The sequence below is a fragment of the Cryptosporangium sp. NPDC051539 genome, from assembly GCF_044454545.1.
Lineage (GTDB): Bacteria > Actinomycetota > Actinomycetes > Mycobacteriales > Cryptosporangiaceae > Cryptosporangium.
The window spans coordinates 39,476-54,747 of sequence record NZ_JBITDV010000012.1 but is presented as its reverse complement, the minus strand read 5'-3'; the positions used below and the strand labels follow the sequence as shown (position 1 = coordinate 54,747).

13 protein-coding genes are annotated in these 15,272 nt (G+C 71.1%); 7 read left to right on the top strand and 6 right to left on the bottom strand.

Annotation, left to right across the window (positions count from 1 at the left end):
• Positions 1-42 precede the first annotated feature (42 nt).
• Positions 43-264 carry a hypothetical protein gene (locus ACIBZJ_RS32365; RefSeq protein ID WP_395936418.1) on the top strand — a complete coding sequence of 74 codons (222 nt, stop codon included), beginning with the start codon at positions 43-45 and terminating at the stop codon, positions 262-264.
• Positions 261-536: a hypothetical protein gene (locus tag ACIBZJ_RS32360; RefSeq protein ID WP_395936416.1), complete on the top strand. Its 276-nt coding sequence runs from the start codon at positions 261-263 to the stop codon at positions 534-536. Before ACIBZJ_RS32365 ends, ACIBZJ_RS32360 begins: the two co-directional genes overlap by 4 nt.
• On the opposite strand, the gene ACIBZJ_RS32355 is transcribed toward ACIBZJ_RS32360, so the two are convergent.
• Both ACIBZJ_RS32355 and yidD read right to left on the bottom strand, forming a co-directional pair.
• The gene (locus tag ACIBZJ_RS32355) at positions 533-721 is read right to left on the bottom strand and encodes a hypothetical protein (protein ID WP_395936415.1); all 189 of its coding nucleotides are present in this window, start codon (positions 719-721) and stop codon (positions 533-535) included. The two genes, ACIBZJ_RS32360 and ACIBZJ_RS32355, sit on opposite strands and share 4 nt — an antisense overlap.
• A gap of 62 nt (positions 722-783) precedes the next feature.
• The gene (gene yidD / locus ACIBZJ_RS32350; RefSeq protein WP_395936413.1) at positions 784-1,299 is read right to left on the bottom strand and encodes a membrane protein insertion efficiency factor YidD; all 516 of its coding nucleotides are present in this window, start codon (positions 1,297-1,299) and stop codon (positions 784-786) included.
• An 89-nt stretch (positions 1,300-1,388) separates the two neighbouring features.
• On the opposite strand from yidD, the gene ACIBZJ_RS32345 reads away from it, so the two are divergent.
• Positions 1,389-3,752: a helicase-associated domain-containing protein gene (locus tag ACIBZJ_RS32345; protein ID WP_395936411.1), complete on the top strand. Its 2,364-nt coding sequence runs from the start codon at positions 1,389-1,391 to the stop codon at positions 3,750-3,752.
• Here ACIBZJ_RS32345 and ACIBZJ_RS32340 read toward each other — a convergent pair.
• On the bottom strand, positions 3,749-4,645 hold the full coding sequence (locus ACIBZJ_RS32340) for a L,D-transpeptidase (protein ID WP_395936409.1): 897 nt from the start codon (positions 4,643-4,645) through the stop codon (positions 3,749-3,751). The two genes, ACIBZJ_RS32345 and ACIBZJ_RS32340, sit on opposite strands and share 4 nt — an antisense overlap.
• A gap of 213 nt (positions 4,646-4,858) precedes the next feature.
• Between ACIBZJ_RS32340 and ACIBZJ_RS32335 the strand changes: the two genes are divergently transcribed.
• Both ACIBZJ_RS32335 and ACIBZJ_RS32330 read left to right on the top strand, forming a co-directional pair.
• Positions 4,859-6,520 carry a DNA repair helicase XPB gene (locus ACIBZJ_RS32335; protein ID WP_395936407.1) on the top strand — a complete coding sequence of 554 codons (1,662 nt, stop codon included), beginning with the start codon at positions 4,859-4,861 and terminating at the stop codon, positions 6,518-6,520.
• A gap of 313 nt (positions 6,521-6,833) precedes the next feature.
• On the top strand, positions 6,834-8,357 hold the full coding sequence (locus tag ACIBZJ_RS32330; RefSeq protein WP_395936405.1) for a PLP-dependent aminotransferase family protein: 1,524 nt from the start codon (positions 6,834-6,836) through the stop codon (positions 8,355-8,357).
• Positions 8,358-8,403: 46 nt separating this feature from the next.
• On the opposite strand, the gene ACIBZJ_RS32325 is transcribed toward ACIBZJ_RS32330, so the two are convergent.
• A complete protein-coding gene (locus ACIBZJ_RS32325) occupies positions 8,404-8,949 on the bottom strand; it encodes a type 1 glutamine amidotransferase domain-containing protein (protein ID WP_395936403.1) in 546 nt (181 codons plus the stop codon).
• A 200-nt stretch (positions 8,950-9,149) separates the two neighbouring features.
• On the opposite strand from ACIBZJ_RS32325, the gene ACIBZJ_RS32320 reads away from it, so the two are divergent.
• Entirely contained in the window at positions 9,150-9,317 is a 168-nt protein-coding gene (locus ACIBZJ_RS32320) for a hypothetical protein (RefSeq protein WP_395936401.1), read from the top strand.
• Here the strand turns inward: ACIBZJ_RS32320 and ACIBZJ_RS32315 are convergent.
• Entirely contained in the window at positions 9,314-11,035 is a 1,722-nt protein-coding gene (locus ACIBZJ_RS32315; RefSeq protein WP_395936971.1) for a glycerol-3-phosphate dehydrogenase/oxidase, read from the bottom strand. The two genes, ACIBZJ_RS32320 and ACIBZJ_RS32315, sit on opposite strands and share 4 nt — an antisense overlap.
• 78 nt (positions 11,036-11,113) lie before the next feature.
• Here ACIBZJ_RS32315 and ACIBZJ_RS32310 point away from each other — a divergent pair, with 78 nt between their 5' ends.
• Positions 11,114-13,477 carry a S8 family serine peptidase gene (locus ACIBZJ_RS32310; protein ID WP_395936399.1) on the top strand — a complete coding sequence of 788 codons (2,364 nt, stop codon included), beginning with the start codon at positions 11,114-11,116 and terminating at the stop codon, positions 13,475-13,477.
• Positions 13,478-13,554: 77 nt separating this feature from the next.
• On the opposite strand, the gene groL is transcribed toward ACIBZJ_RS32310, so the two are convergent.
• Complete coding sequence (groL, locus tag ACIBZJ_RS32305; RefSeq protein WP_395936397.1) at positions 13,555-15,183, bottom strand: chaperonin GroEL; 1,629 nt, start codon at positions 15,181-15,183, stop codon at positions 13,555-13,557.
• Positions 15,184-15,272: the final 89 nt, after the last annotated feature.

The window sequence follows — 15,272 nt, the reverse complement described above, 5'->3', positions numbered from 1 at the left end:
GAGAGGGCGTTGCGACGCACCCTCGAACGCACTGGAGGACCGATGGAGATCCGCCCGGCCGAGTATCTCGAGCACGCGACCGTCTACTTCTGGGACGAGAGCGGCTCGTTCAGTGCCGAAGCCGAACGGCTGGAAGGCCACCGCCGCGACCAGGGCCACCGCCCGTACCCGGGACGCCGCACCAGCGCACCACGGCACCACCGATGCGGCGGCGCCGCCCGCCCCGGAACCGGAACCGCACCGGCCTCGAGGAGGCACCCGTGATCGGACAGGACGCGGAACGACTGAGCCGCCACTACGCGGTCTGGCAGCGCCTCCGCGAGGCGCGCACGCGGGCCCGCGAAGCCGACGACCTGACGCTGCTGGCGTACGCCAGAGACGACCTCGCAGATCTCTCGCTGGCGCTGACGGATTTTCTCCGCCTGCACGAGCCCCGCGACGGCTCGCACTTCTGCCCGGAGTGCTCCGGGACGTGGGCACGCATCCCGTGGCCGTGCCCCATCTGGCAGAACGTCGAGAAGTCTCTCGGACGCTAGTGCGCCGACTGCTCTTCCGCGCCCGGGTGGACGTAGTCGATCTGGTCGCTCGGCAACGGCAGCGGGATGTCACCGAACGGGCTGGACGGCCCCTGGTGCTCGCCGAGGAATTCGCTGACCGCCAGGTGACCGGGTTTGACCGTGGCACTCTTGCTGGGCTTGGCCGGACGGGCGTCGGACGCCATCGTTCCTCCTCGTTGCGCTGACGAGCACACCATGACCGATCACACGGCAGGGTTCAAGTGTCTCATCGCAGTGGGTCGGGAGTACCCATCGGGACCGCCGTCGTGCACCGCTTGATCCGGGCCGCGATCAGCCGCGAGCCGTCGGCGAGGCCGTATCGCGCCACGGCCTGCGCGCCGTACTCACTACAGGAAGGCGTGTATCGGCACTTCACCGGTAAATGCCGGCTGATCTGCCGCTGGTAGCCGCGAATCAACAGGACGCCGCCACGTCCTGCCAGCGACGACCGCGTCCGCAGTGTCGGCGCCGTCCGGAGGAACGGGATCAGCATCAGCAGGGTCCCGAGGCTGAGCAGGTTGAAGTTGCAGTCGCAACCGTCGCACCCGTCACAACCGTCACATCCCCCGTGGTGGCCGTGGTGCCCACCGCCGAAGCCCCCACAGCCGTCCAGCGCGCAGGCCGCGTCGCTGGCGTCCACCCCATCGCCGTGCCGGCCCCGGCGCCGCCGACGCTTGGCCCGGCGTCTCTCCCGCCAGCGCTGCCACCCCGCCAGCAGCATCCACCCAGTCTCGTTCGCCACGGCGGAAGGGTGGCATGTGCAACAGTCACTGAGCTCGTCGGTGTCGGCATGCGGACCGTCCGGGACAGAAACCGGTTAGCGTCTATTCGGTGAGCACGGCGAGCTTGGCAGATCACTACCGCGCGCTGACCGACGAACAGCTGGAACGGCTGTTCGCCGCGCGCCCGGACCTCGCCGTCCCGGTTCCGTCCGACTTCTCCGTATTGGCGCAGCGTGCGCACTCCCGGATGTCGGTCGCCCGGGCGCTCGATCACCTCGACCGGTTCCACCTCGAAGTGCTCGACGCGCTCCGCCTGGTCGCCGCTCCGGAACATCGCGCAGACCGGAAAGAGGCCCTGGCCCTGCTCGCCGCCGCCCCCGACTTCACGGTCCGCAAAGCGCTCGACCACCTGATCACGCTCGGCCTGGCCTGGCCCGACACCGAGGCCACGCTGCGCCTTCCGTCGATGCTCGACGAGGTCACGTCCCGCTTCCCGGCCGGTCTCGGGCGGCCGGTGGCCGCCCTGATCCAGGACGACCGGGCCGAGGATCTGGCCCCGATCCTGGCCGCGCTGCACCTGCCCGCGGCCCGTCAGCCGGAAGCGACCGCGCTGATCACCGAGGCGTTCGGTGACCCGGTCCGGCTCCGGGCCCTGCTGGATGCCTGCCCGCCGGAGGCGGTCGCCGTACTCGAGCGGCTGGCGATCGGCGGCAACCCGGTCGGCGCGATCCGGGACGTCCGCCGCCCCAGCGACCCCACGGACGCCGACACGCCGATCCGGTGGCTGCTCGTGCACGGGCTCCTCGTCCCGCTCGACGCCTCCACGGTGGAGCTTCCGCGCGAGGTCGGGCTCGCGCTGCGCGGCGATTCGCCGATCGGTCCGCTGCACCCGTCGGAACCGGCGCCTACTGCCGCGGCGGCCGGCCCGGCCGACCGCGTGGACGGTGCCGGGTCCGGCCAGGTGCTCGAGGTACTGCGTCAGACCACGACTTTGCTGGACGCCTGCGCGAGCGACCCACCGCCGGTCCTGAAAGCGGGTGGCCTGGGCGTCCGTGAGCTCCGGCGGCTCGCGCGGGCGGCCGGGGTGGACGAGCCGACCGCCGCGCTGCTGCTCGAGGTCGCGTACGAGGCGAACCTGCTCGCCCGCACGCCCGACGCCGATCCGACCTGGCTGCCCACCGCCGCGTTCGACGTCTGGCAGGCCACGCCGGCCGAGCGTCGCTGGGCCCAGCTCGCGACCGCCTGGCTCGGGATGGCCCGGATGCCCGCGCTGGTCGGCGGCCGCGACGAGCGTGATCGGGCGATCGCGGCGCTGTCGGCCGAGGTCACCCGCTCGGCCGCGCCCACGCTGCGCGCGGCGATCCTGCAGATCCTGGTCGAATACCCCGGTCCGCTGGCCACCGTCGACATCGTCGGCGTCCTCGATTGGCGGACGCCACGCCGCAGCGGACGTCGGCGGGACGAGGCGGTCGCCGAGCAGCTGACCGAGGCCGCGACGCTCGGGCTGGTCGCGCAGAACACGCTCACGTCGTTCGGCCGGGCGATCCTGCTCGGCGACGACCCGATCCCGCTGCTCGTCGACCTGTTGCCGGAGCCGGTCGACCACGTCCTGGTGCAGGCCGACCTGACCGTGGTGGCGCCCGGCCCGCTGGAGCCCATGCTCGCGAACGAGATGGCGCTGGTGGCCGACGTCGAGTCGGCCGGCAGCGCGACCGTGTACCGGGTCACGCCCGACACCGTGCGCCGCGCCCTGGACGCCGGCCGCTCCGGCAGCGATCTGCAGGCGTTCTTCACCGCCAGCTCGCGTACGCCGGTGCCGCAGTCGCTGACGTACCTGATCGACGACATGGCGCGCAGACACGGCGGCCTACGGGTCGGGGCGGCCGGCTCGTACCTGCGCAGCGACGACCAGGCGCTGCTCGCGACCGTGCTGGCCGACCGGCGCTGCGCCGAGCTGAACCTGCGGCGGATCGCCGACACCGTGCTGGTCTCGTCGGCTGCCGTCGGGCGGGTCGTCGACCTGCTGCGCGGCTGCGGCTACGCACCGGCCGCCGAAGACACGAACGGTGGTCTGGTGCTCGGCCGGCCGGACGCGAAACGCACCGCGGGACGGTCGGCCCGGAGCACGCCGCGCGGGGCGAGCGAAATCTCGCTCGACTCCGATTACCTGGCCGGGGCGGTCGCCGCGGTCCGCCGTGGCGACGAGGCCGCACGGGCGGCCCGGCGGGCGCCCGTGCTCACCCAGCCGGGCGAGACCGATCCCGGTGCGGCGGTCGGCGTCCTGCAGCAGGCCGCGCGCGAACGGGCTCGCGTCTGGCTCAGTTACGTGGACGCCCACGGGGGCGTCACCGCCCGTGTCGTGCGGCCCGTCTCGGTCGGCGGCGGCTACCTACGGGCCGAGGACGACCGGACCGAGACCGAGCACACGTTCGCGCTGCACCGCGTGGTCAGCGCGATCCCGACCAGGGACTAGGTACCGGCCTTGTGGCCGAAGACGTGCACTTCGGAGCCGACCTCGGTGAGGTCGTAGACGCTCTTCGCGTCACCGGCCAGTAGGTTGACGCAACCGTGCGACCCGCCCGACTTCTCGTCGGTGTAGAACGACGCGTCGGTCGCGTGCAGACCGAAGTCTTGGTAGAAGCGCTCCCAGTACGGGAGCTTCGTGCCGTACTCGCTCGACGTGGTGAGCGTCTTCTTCTCGCTGATCTCGAACTTGCCGACCGGCGTCTTCAGGCCCTTGCCCCCGGTACGGACCACGACCGGCGCGAACACCACCGAACCCCCGCGCATCACCCAGAGCGTCTGGCGGCTCAGGTCGACGCACACGGTCGTCGCCGTCGCGTCCGCCTGGCACGATCCGGCGGCCGAGCCGTAGAGGCGGTCGGCGATCTCGGCGGTCGCGTCGTCGGCGAAGCCGGTGACGGTCGGGAGCGCGACCGCGGTCTGGAACTTCTTGATCGCGGCACAGTCGGTCGCGTCCTGGGTCGCGTCCATCGTCACCTGGCCGAACCGGGCGGGTTGCGTGGCCAGGTACTGCTCGACCCGGGCCTGCCCCGGACCGGTGCGCGCGCAGTACCCACCGGAGCGGGACGCCCGTTCGTCGGCCGTGCGGGGCGGGGCGGGGGCGTCGATCGCCGTCGCGGTGCTGGTGGGGGAACCGTGCGTGACCATCGACACCGCGCCGTACGAGATGCTGCCGGCCACCGCGGCGGCGGCGAGCCCGGCGAAAGCGACCTTGACCGCCCGACCGGCCGGATTCTCGCGACGTCGGCGCCCCCGCGTGCGGGTGTGCTTACCGCGTGGCGCTTCCTCAGCGATATAGATGTACTCCGTAGTGTCTGCTGAGGATGAATGTCGACCAGGCACGGACCGAAGGCTACGCGCGAGCTACGAAGATTGCCGACTCTCCGCTGCATTCCGTCCCGTCACACAGGTATCGCAGCAGGTCAGCTTGCACTTGTGACAGTAATTACGGCTCCCTGTGTAGAACCTCGCTCACTCTGTGCGGTTGAACGCATGATTCACGTTCGGCCACCCGGCTACCTGCGAACCGGCCTCGGCCGAGGGACACTGGAACACGTGCCTAACGGACCCCTCATCGTCCAGTCGGACAAGACGCTGCTTCTCGAGACCGACCATGCCGACGCGCAGGCCTGCCGGATGGCGATCGCACCGTTCGCCGAACTCGAGCGGGCTCCGGAACACGTCCACACCTACCGGCTGACGCCGCTGGGGTTGTGGAACGCCCGCGCGGCCGGCCACGACGCCGAGTCGGTCGTCGACGCGCTGGTGCGGTTCTCCCGCTACCCGGTGCCGCACGCCCTGCTGGTCGACGTCGCCGACACGATGGACCGGTACGGGCGGCTGCAGCTGCTGAACTCGCCCGTGCACGGGCTGGTGCTGCGGGCGCTCGACCGGGCCGTGCTGGTGGAGATCAGCCGCAACAAGAAGGTGTCCCCGATGCTCGGGGCCAAGATCGACGACGACACGGTCGCGGTCCACCCGTCCGAGCGCGGCCGTCTCAAGCAGGTGCTGCTGAAGGTCGGCTGGCCGGCCGAAGACCTGGCCGGGTACGTCGACGGGGAAGCACACCAGATCGACCTGGCCGAAGACGGCTGGACACTGCGGTCCTACCAGCAGGAAGCGGTCGACAATTTCTGGGCCGGTGGCTCCGGCGTCGTCGTACTGCCCTGCGGTGCCGGTAAGACGCTGGTCGGCGCGGCCGCGATGGCGCAGGCCAAGGCGACGACGCTGATCCTGGTGACGAACACGGTCGCCGGGCGGCAGTGGAAGCGCGAACTGGTCGCCCGGACGTCGCTGACCGAGGACGAGATCGGCGAGTACTCCGGCGAGCGCAAGGAGATCCGGCCGGTCACGATCGCGACCTACCAGGTCATGACGTCCCGCAAGAACGGCGAGTACCGGCACCTGGAGCTGTTCGGGGCCCGCGACTGGGGCCTGATCGTCTACGACGAGGTGCACCTGCTGCCGGCGCCGATCTTCCGCCTCACCGCCGACCTGCAGTCGCGCCGCCGGTTGGGGCTCACCGCGACGCTGGTCCGGGAGGACGGCCGCGAGGGCGACGTCTTCTCGCTGATCGGCCCGAAGCGCTACGACGCGCCGTGGAAGGACATCGAGGCCCAGGGCTGGATCGCACCGGCCGAGTGCGTCGAGGTCCGCGTCACGATGACCGACGCCGAACGGATGACGTACGCGGTCTCCGAGCCCGAGGAGCGGTACCGGGTGTGCGCGACCGCGCGCACGAAGATGCCGGTCATCCGCAAGCTCGTGGAGAAGCACAAGGGCGAGCAGGTGCTGGTGATCGGCGCTTATCTCGACCAGCTGGACGAGATCTCGGCCGAGCTGGAAGCGCCGGTGATCGAGGGCAAGACCACCAACAAGGAACGCGAGCGGCTGTTCGACGCGTTCCGCCGCGGCGAGATCAGCACTCTGGTCGTGTCGAAGGTCGCGAACTTCTCGATCGACCTGCCCGAGGCCGCGGTCGCGATCCAGATCTCCGGCACGTTCGGGTCGCGGCAGGAGGAGGCCCAGCGGCTCGGGCGGGTCCTGCGTCCGAAGGCCGACGGGCGGCAGGCGCACTTCTACACGGTGGTCAGCCGCGACAGCCTCGACGCGGACTACGCGGCGCACCGGCAGCGCTTCCTCGCCGAGCAGGGCTACGCCTACACGATCGTCGACGCCGACGACGTGATCGGGCCCACCCTGCCCGAGGTGGGCTGAGGTCCGGGCCGGAGTGGACTGAAGTCGGGCGGCCGGGCGGGCCGCCCCACACCACTTCAGCTCACGCGGGGGGCCAATCCTGACCTCGCGCGCCTGGCCTCGTCGTACGGACGCCAGTCCATGCCGTCCCGGCTGTCGACACCGAACCGGGCGGCCAGTACCGCAATCACTACAAAAAGAACAAAAACTACGAGCATCATCGGTCCCGCCTCTCCATCTCAGTCCAGTTGCTCAAAATTGGCCTCACCAGCCTCTGGTGGATCGGTCCAACACCCGCAATGATGGTGCCAATGCGACCGACAGGACAGAGCCAATGACCGCCGAGGTGGACCGTTATCAGACCGGAGACGACCGGTCCAATGACGAATCGCGCCTGATCCACGTCCTCAGCGATTGGTCGGTAGGAGACGGTCCGCTGTACCAGCAGCTGGCCGCCGCCGTCCGGCGCGGTATCGACGAAGGTGCGCTCCCGGGCGGCAGCACGCTGCCGGCCGAACGACGGCTGGCCGGAGTGCTGGCGGTCAGCCGGGCGACCGTGGTCTCCGCCTACGACCAGCTCCGCGGCGAGGGCCTGGTCGAGAGCCGGCGCGGCAGCGGGACGCGGATCGCGCGTACCGCGCGCGCCAACCGGAGGCCGGGCGGCGACGGGCGGGTGCCGGGAGGGCAGTCCGCCCAGCTGTTCCAGCGGCTGATCGACGGGCCGGGCGGCATCCTCTCGCTCGCCTCGGCGGCCGGTGCCGCCGACAGCATCGTGCCGGTCGCGCTGGACGAGGTCATGCGGCACGACCTGACCGAAGCGATGGCCGAGCCGGGCTACCAGCCGCACGGCCTCCCGCGGCTCCGTGAGGCGATCGCCGGGCACCTGACCCGGATCGGCCTGGCCAGCACCCCGAACGAGATCTTGGTGACCAGCGGCGCGCACCAGGCCATCGACCTGATCTCGGAGCTGTACCTGCGCCCGGGCTCACGGGTCGCGGTCGAGGCGCCGGGCTGGCCGGCCTGCTACGACGTGTTCCGAGCCGCCGGCGCCACGCTGGTGCCGATCCCGATCGACCAGGACGGCGCCCGGCCGGAGGCGCTGGCCAAGGTGCTCGCCACCCAGCCGATCGACCTGGTCTACCTGATGCCGACGTTCCACAACCCGACCGGCCGGCTGCTCTCCGCGGCCCGGCGCCGCCGGATCGTCGAGCTCGCGGCCGAGTACGACGTCGTGGTGGTCGCCGACGACGCGCTGTCGGGCGTCAGCCTCGGGCACGACGTGCCACCGCCGCTCCCGGCCTTCGCGGCAGCAGCCGGCGACCGTCCGGTGACGCTGATCCAGCTCGGGTCGCTGTCGAAGTCGGTCTGGGGTGGCCTGCGGGTCGGCTGGACCCGGGCGACGTCGGACGTGATCAGCCGGCTCGCCAGGCGCAAGGCGCTGGCCGACCTCGGGTCGCCGATCATCGACCAGCTCGTCGCCGCGCGGATCGTGCCGGACCTGGAGGCACTGATCGAACGGCGGGTGCCGGAGCGGCAGGCGCAACTCGCGACGATCGAGGCTCTGCTGGCCGAACACCTACCGAGCTGGCGCTGGCAGACGCCGCACGGCGGGCCGTCGCTCTGGGTCGAACTGGCGGGCGCCGACGCGGGTACTTTCGCGCAGATCGCGCTGCGCCACGGGGTCGAGGCGATTCCCGGGAGCTCGATGGACCTGACCGGTGCGCACGATTCGTATCTGCGTCTGCCGTACTGCTTCCCGGACGAATTCCTGGTCGAAGTCGTGCGGCGATTCGTGGCCGCCTGGACCGAACTCAACCGCCACGGCCCGTGGGAGCCACGCCTGCGCCCCGTGGTCTGAGCACCCGTTCGGCGCTCCGGTGTGGAACCGGAGCGCGGCCAGCGCCTCAGGTCGCGGCGGCGATCCGTTCCACGACCGCACCGGAGAACACCGGCAAGTCGTCCGGATTCCGGCTGGTCACCAGGTTCCCGTCCACGACGAGCTGCTGGTCCACCCACTCCGCACCGGCATTCCGGAAATCCGTCTGCAGACTCGGCCACGACGTCACCGTGCGTCCGGAAGCGACACCGGCCTCGATCAGCACCCACCCGCCGTGGCAGATCACCCCGACCGGCTTGTCGGCCTCGAAGAACGCCTTCACGAAGCTCACCGCGCGCTGATCCGCCCGGACGAAGTCCCCATTGGCCACACCGCCGGGAAGGACGAGCGCGACGTAGTCGTCGGGGTCGGCGTCGTCGAGGACGCGGTCGACCGGACGGGTCTCGCTCGGGTCCAAATGGTTGAATGCCTGAATTTTCCCCGCCGACAGCGAGATCAGTTCGGGCTGTCCGCCGGCCTCGGTCACCGCGGCCCACGGCCGGTCGAGCTCGACCTGCTCCACGCCATCGGTGGCCACGAACGCGACTCGGGCACCGTTCAATTGAGTAGCCATGGCGGCGGCTTTCCCGGGGATTACGCGATCAAACCGGCCGAAGCACTGACCGGAATCCGAACGCAGAATTAATTGCGTTATGGCTCAGCGTCATCTGATCCCACGACCAGCTGTTACGTTCCTATCAATCGGCTTAAGGGAGCCTCCGAACGGTCCAGGGCGCTTGACGGCCGCGCCCGAACGTCGGAGGCTAACTCCTCATGAGCACACCTCTGGTTTTGACGCTCTTCACCGTGCTGACGGTCGCGGTTATCGCGGGCATCATGGGCGCGGCGATGTGGGGTCGGAACCGCTCGAAGGACGAAGACCTCGAGCAGGCTCCCGAAGGCAACTTCGCGAACTCCGGCCTGTTCGACGAAGTCCACTAGGAAGCGGCAGGTTTCCGCACGTCAGGAGCGCCGAGCCGAGCAGCGTCCGCGGTCAGGTCGTCGGGCATCCGCTGCGATTCACGCTCCGCCTGCACCCGGGCCCGGTAGTGCTCCACCTCACGCCGCCGGGTGGCCGCATCCCACCCCAGCACCGGAGCGAGCACGTCGGCGACGTCCTCCACCGACTCCATCCCCCGGTGCGCGGTTTCGATCGAGATCCGGGTCCGCCGGGTCAGGACGTCGTCCAGGTGCAGTGCGCCCTCGTGCGACGCCGCGTACGCGATCTCGGCGGCCAGGTACTCCGGTGCACCGACGACCGGCCGCCCCAGCCGCGGGTTCTCCTCGATACCGGCCAGCAGTTCGGTGGTGAGTGAGCCGTAGCGCTCGAGCAGGTGCTCGACCGCGCCCACGGTCACCCCGTGCCTGCGCGCGAGGTCGGCCCGGTTCGCCCACATCGCGGTGAACCCGTCGGCGCCGATCAGCGGGACGTCCTGCGTCCGGCTCGGCGGGACGTCGCGCAGCCGGTGGGCGGCCTTGTTGATGACGTCGGCGGCCATCACCCGGTACGTCGTGTACTTGCCTCCGGCGACCAGCATCAGCCCGAGCATCGGCTCGACGACCGCGTGCTCCCGCGACAGCTTCGAACTCGACTCGTCTTCACCGGCCAGCAGCGGACGCAGCCCGGCGTACACGCCCTCGATGTCCTCGTGCGTGATCGGGCGCTCGAGCACCGCGTTCACGTGGTCGAGGAGGTAGTCGATGTCGACGCTGGACGCCGCCGGGTGCGACCGGTCGAGGTTCCAGTCGGTGTCGGTCGTCCCGATGATCCAGTGCCCGCCCCACGGGATCACGAACAACACCGACTTCTCGGTACGCAGGATCAGCCCGACGTCCCCGGAGATGACCGAACGCGGCACCACCAGGTGGACGCCCTTCGACGCCCGGACCCGCAGGCCGGGGCGCTCGTGCAGCATCTCCGACAGGTCGTCGCTCCACACGCCGGTCGCGGCCACGACCGTGCGGGCCTTGACCTCGAACTCGTCGTGGCCCTCCAGGTCACGCACGCGGACACCGACGACCTCGCGGGCGTTGCGCAGCAGATCGACGACCCGGGTGCTGGTCGCCGTGACCGCGCCGTAGGAGGCAGCGGTCCGGGCCAGCGTCAGCACGAAGCGGGCGTCGTCGACGTGACCGTCGTAGTAGCGGATCGCGCCGACCAGCGCGTCCCGGCGCAGGCTCGGGAACAGCCGGCGCGCGCCGGTGCGGCTGAGGTGCTTGTGCCGCGGCACCCCTCGGGCGGTGCCCAGGATCGACCCCAGCGTGTCGTAGAGCGCCACCCCGGCGCCGTAGTACAACCGCTGCCAGCCGTGGTGGTTGAGCGGCAGCAGGAACGGCGTCGGGCGTACGAGGTGCGGCGCCAGCGTGGTGAGCAGCCGCCCGCGCTCCTCCAGCGCCTCACGCACCAGGCTGAAGTTCAGCTGCTCCAGGTAGCGCAGGCCGCCGTGGATGAGCTTGCTGGACCGGCTGGAGGTGCCGGCGGCGTAGTCGCGGGCTTCGATCAGCGCCACCGACAGGCCCCGGCTGGCCGCGTCGAGCGCGGCTCCGGCTCCGGTGACGCCGCCGCCGATCACGACGACGTCGAACGTCTCGGTGCGTAGCCGCTGCAGTGCGGCAGTGCGCTGCTCCGGGCCGAGCTGGCTGGCGGCGAAGCGGGACACCTGTGGATTCCGACTCACCGCACCACGGTACGTCGCCGGGGCCGCCGCGGGATCAAGCAGGGCCGATACGGTGCGCGCATGCAGCCGAACCCGACACCCGGAGTGCCCCGCTGGATCGCTCCGACCGCGGTGTCGCTGGCCGGGGTGTGGGCCACCGGCGTGACCGTGGTCGGTCAGGCCGGCGGCTGGGTGGTCGAGGAAGTTCTGACCGCCACCGGCTACGAGGTTCCCCGGGCGTACTGGCCGCTGCTGTCGGTGATCGTCGCGCTGGTGGCGGGCGGACCGGCGGCGCTGGCCTGGATGCTGGGGAAACGTCCGGTGATCCGGGGGATCGCGCGTTCGTGGACGTTCGCGGCCGGGTGCGCTGCGGCGCTCGGGCTCGTGCGGGTCGTGCCCTGGTCGTTCGGCGACACGTCGACGTCGCTGTTGTTCGCGGTGGTCGCCGTCGGGCTGGTGTTCGCGGTCCGCGGCTCGACGCCGATCGGCTCGGTGGCGCGTCCGCGGGTGGGCGGGGTCGGTGCGGTGGCCGCGCTCGCCCTCGGGCTGGTCGTGCTGCTGCCGTGGTGGTGGGTCGGCGCGCTGGGCAGCCCGCTGGACGCCGGCGCGGCGCTCCTGGCCGCGCTCGCGCTCGGTGCGCTGGCGTCCCGGCTGCGCCGGGTCGGACCCACCCGGGTTCCGGTGGGTGGGCCGGTGGCCGGTCTGGTGCTGGACGCGCTCGTCGTCGTCGTTGCGCTGACGCTGCTGGCCGGGGCGTTCGGCACGCCCGGCCTGCAGATGCCGCTGCTCGGCGTGCTGCCGGCCTGCGGCCTGATGATGGCCGTCACCGACCCGGGTCGGCAGTGGGCCGGCCTGCTGCTGGTGGCCGCGTGTGCCTACGGTCCGCTCGGTTTCGCGGACGCCGAGGAGATCTCTCTTCTGCTGGTTCCCGGCGACGTGCCGGAGTGGGCCGCGATCGCGAGCGGGATCTCGGCGTGGCTGGCGCTGGCCGGGGGCGCGGTCGTCGCGATAGTCCTGGTGCTGCGAGCCCGTCGGCCCGCACCGGAGACCGCCGTACCGAGGCGGCCGGTACTGGCCGCGTCGGCGGTCGCGGCGGTGCTGCTCGCGTCGGTGGTGGTGTGGCTGGGGCCGGGCCGGGCCGGGTTCCACGGTGACCGGCTGTTCGTCGTCCTCAGCAACCAAGCGGACCTCACCTCGGTGGGAACCGGAACCACCGACCTCACCTCCCGCCGGACCGCGGTGTACGACCGGCTGGTGGAACACGCGCGCCGGACGCAGGCGCCGCTGCTCTCCGCTTTGAACAAAGCCGGGGCCGACCCGATCTCGTTCTACCTGGTCAACGCCGTGGAGGTCGACGACACCCCGATCGTCCGCGCGCTGCTGGCGGCGCGCGACGACGTGGCATCGGTCCGGCCGAACCCCGAGCTCCGGCCGATTCCCGAGCTGCCCGGCCCGGGCGCGTCGAGCGACGAGACGCCGACCAGTCCGCCGGCCAACCTGCTCACGATCAAGGCTCCGGAGGCCTGGGCCGACGGCGTCGACGGCCGCGGGATCACGGTGGGCTTCTCCGACAGCGGCGTCGACGCCTCGCATCCGGCGCTGCGCCCGGGCTACCGGGGCGGCGCCGACAGCTGGTACGACCCCTGGTTCTCGACCACGACCCCGCGCGACCCGAACGGGCACGGCACCCACACCGCGGCCAGCGCCGTCGGCAAGGTCGTCGGGGTGGCACCGGGCGCGACCTGGATCGGGTGCGCGAACCTCGCCCGGCCACTGGGCAACCCCGCCTACTACGTGGGCTGCCTGCAGTTCATGCTGGCGCCGTTCCCCACCGGCGGTGACCCGCTCGCCGACGGTGACCCGGCCCGCGCGGCCGACGTCCTCAGCAATTCCTGGGGCTGCCCCGACCTCGAAGGATGCGGAGCCGACACGCTGGAGCCGGCCGTCGACGCCCTGCGGTCGGCCGGAATCTTCGTGGTCGCGGCGGCGGGTAATTCCGGTCCCAAGTGCCGGACGATCACCGATCCGATCGGCCGGTACGAGTCGGTGTTCACGGTCGGCGCGGTCGACGACAAGAAAGAGATCGCGTCGTTCTCGTCGCGCGGCCCGGTTCCCGGCGACTCCGACGCGAAGCCCGACCTGGTGGCACCCGGCGTCGACGTGCTGTCGGCCTGGCCCGGCGGCGGTTACGCCCGGCTCTCCGGGACCTCGATGGCGACGCCGCAGGTAGCGGGCGTGGTGGCGCTGGTGTGGCAGGCCGCGCCGACGCTGCGCGGAGACATCACCCGCACGGCCGCGCTGCTCCGGGCGAGCACCCAGCGCGCGAGCCTGGGCTCCACGTCCGCCTGCGGCGGCAGCGAGCGGAACGTCCTGGGTGCGGGCGAGGTCGACGCGGCTGCCGCCGTCACCCTCGCGCGTCAGACGGCGGCCGCCCGCCCGCGGTGAGGAGCCTGCGCGGAGGCACGCAAAGGGCGGGCCCCCCGGGGGGACCCGCCCTTGTGGTGCGAGCTAGCGGAGTGGACTCAGAAGTCCATGCCGCCCATGCCGCCGCTCGGGTCGCCGGCCGGGGCCGACGCCTTCTCCGGCTTGTCGGCCACCACCGCGTTGGTGGTGAGGAACAGCGCGGCGATCGACGCGGCGTTCTGCAGCGCGGACCGCGTGACCTTGGTCGGGTCGATGATGCCCTCGGCGACCAGGTCGACGTACTCGCCGGTCGCGGCGTTCAGGCCGTGGCCCGACGGAAGGTTGCGCACCTTCTCGGCCACGACGCCACCCTCGAGACCGGCGTTGACCGCGATCTGCTTGAGGGGAGCCTCGAGAGCGACCTTGACGATGTTCGCCCCGGTCGCCTCGTCGCCCGACAGCTCGAGCTTCTCGAACGCGACGCTGGCAGCCTGGAGCAGAGCGACGCCACCACCGGCGACGATGCCCTCCTCGACGGCGGCCTTCGCGTTGCGCACCGCGTCTTCGATGCGGTGCTTGCGCTCCTTGAGCTCGACCTCGGTGGCCGCGCCGACCTTGATGACGGCGACGCCACCGGCCAGCTTGGCGAGGCGCTCCTGGAGCTTCTCGCGGTCGTAGTCCGAGTCGGAGTTCTCGATCTCGGCCCGGATCTGGCTCTTCCGGCCCTCGATCTGCTCCGCGTCGCCGAAGCCGTCGACGATCGTGGTCTCGTCCTTGGTCACGACGACCTTGCGGGCGCGGCCCAGCAGGTCGATCGTCGTGTTCTCGAGCTTGAGACCGATCGTCTCGCTGATGACGGTGCCACCGGTGAGGATGGCCATGTCGGTCAGCATCGCCTTGCGACGGTCACCGAAGCCCGGCGCCTTGATGGCGGTGGACTTGAAGGTGCCCCGGATCTTGTTGACGATCAGCGTCGCGAGGGCCTCGCCCTCGACGTCCTCGCTGATGATCGCGAGCGGCTTGCCGCCCTGCATGACCTTCTCCAGCAGCGGGAGCAGGTCCTTCACGGTGGAAATCTTGCCCTCGACGAAGAGGATGTACGGGTCGTCGAGGACGGCCTCCATCCGCTCGGTGTCGGTGGCGAAGTACGGCGAGATGTAGCCCTTGTCGAAGCGCATGCCCTCGGTGAGCTCCAGCTCGAGCCCGAAGGTGTTGCTCTCTTCGACGGTGATGACGCCTTCCTTGCCGGCCTTGTCCATCGCCTCGGCGATGATCTCGCCGACCGAGGTGTCAGCGGCCGAGATCGAGGCGGTCGAAGCGATCTGCTCCTTGGTCTCGATCTCCTTCGACGCGTTGCCGAGAGCCTCGGAGACCGCCGCGACGGCCGCCTCGATGCCCTTCTTCAGCGCGATCGGGTTCGCACCGGCGGCCACGTTGCGCAGACCCTCACGGACCAGCGCCTGGGCCAGCACGGTCGCGGTGGTGGTGCCGTCACCCGCGACGTCGTCGGTCTTCTTGGCTACCTCTTTGACCAGCTCGGCGCCGATCTTCTCGTACGGGTCGTCGAGCTCGATCTCCTTGGCGATGCTCACACCATCGTTCGTGATGGTGGGCGCGCCCCACTTCTTCTCGAGGACGACGTTGCGGCCCTTGGGGCCGAGCGTCACCCGCACAGCGTCGGCGAGCTGGTTCATACCCCGCTCGAGGCCACGACGGGCCTCTTCGTCGAACGCGATCAACTTGGCCATACGGTGATGTCCTCCGATGATGTCGGACCCCCGGATGCCGCGTAACGACAGCCGGAGACTGCGCGGTCGGAACGGTGCCCGCGACGGAC

Bases quoted from the DNA above. Each gene is read 5' to 3' on its own strand.
- ACIBZJ_RS32330 (WP_395936405.1), top strand. From the start codon at position 6,834: ATGACCGCCGAGGTGGACCGTTATCAGACCGGAGACGACCGGTCCAAT.
- ACIBZJ_RS32325 (WP_395936403.1), bottom strand. From the start codon at position 8,949: ATGGCTACTCAATTGAACGGTGCCCGAGTCGCGTTCGTGGCCACCGAT.
- ACIBZJ_RS32310 (WP_395936399.1), top strand. From the start codon at position 11,114: ATGCAGCCGAACCCGACACCCGGAGTGCCCCGCTGGATCGCTCCGACC.
- groL (WP_395936397.1), bottom strand. From the start codon at position 15,183: ATGGCCAAGTTGATCGCGTTCGACGAAGAGGCCCGTCGTGGCCTCGAG.
- ACIBZJ_RS32320 (WP_395936401.1), top strand. From the start codon at position 9,150: ATGAGCACACCTCTGGTTTTGACGCTCTTCACCGTGCTGACGGTCGCG.
- ACIBZJ_RS32365 (WP_395936418.1), top strand. From the start codon at position 43: ATGGAGATCCGCCCGGCCGAGTATCTCGAGCACGCGACCGTCTACTTC.
- ACIBZJ_RS32355 (WP_395936415.1), bottom strand. From the start codon at position 721: ATGGCGTCCGACGCCCGTCCGGCCAAGCCCAGCAAGAGTGCCACGGTC.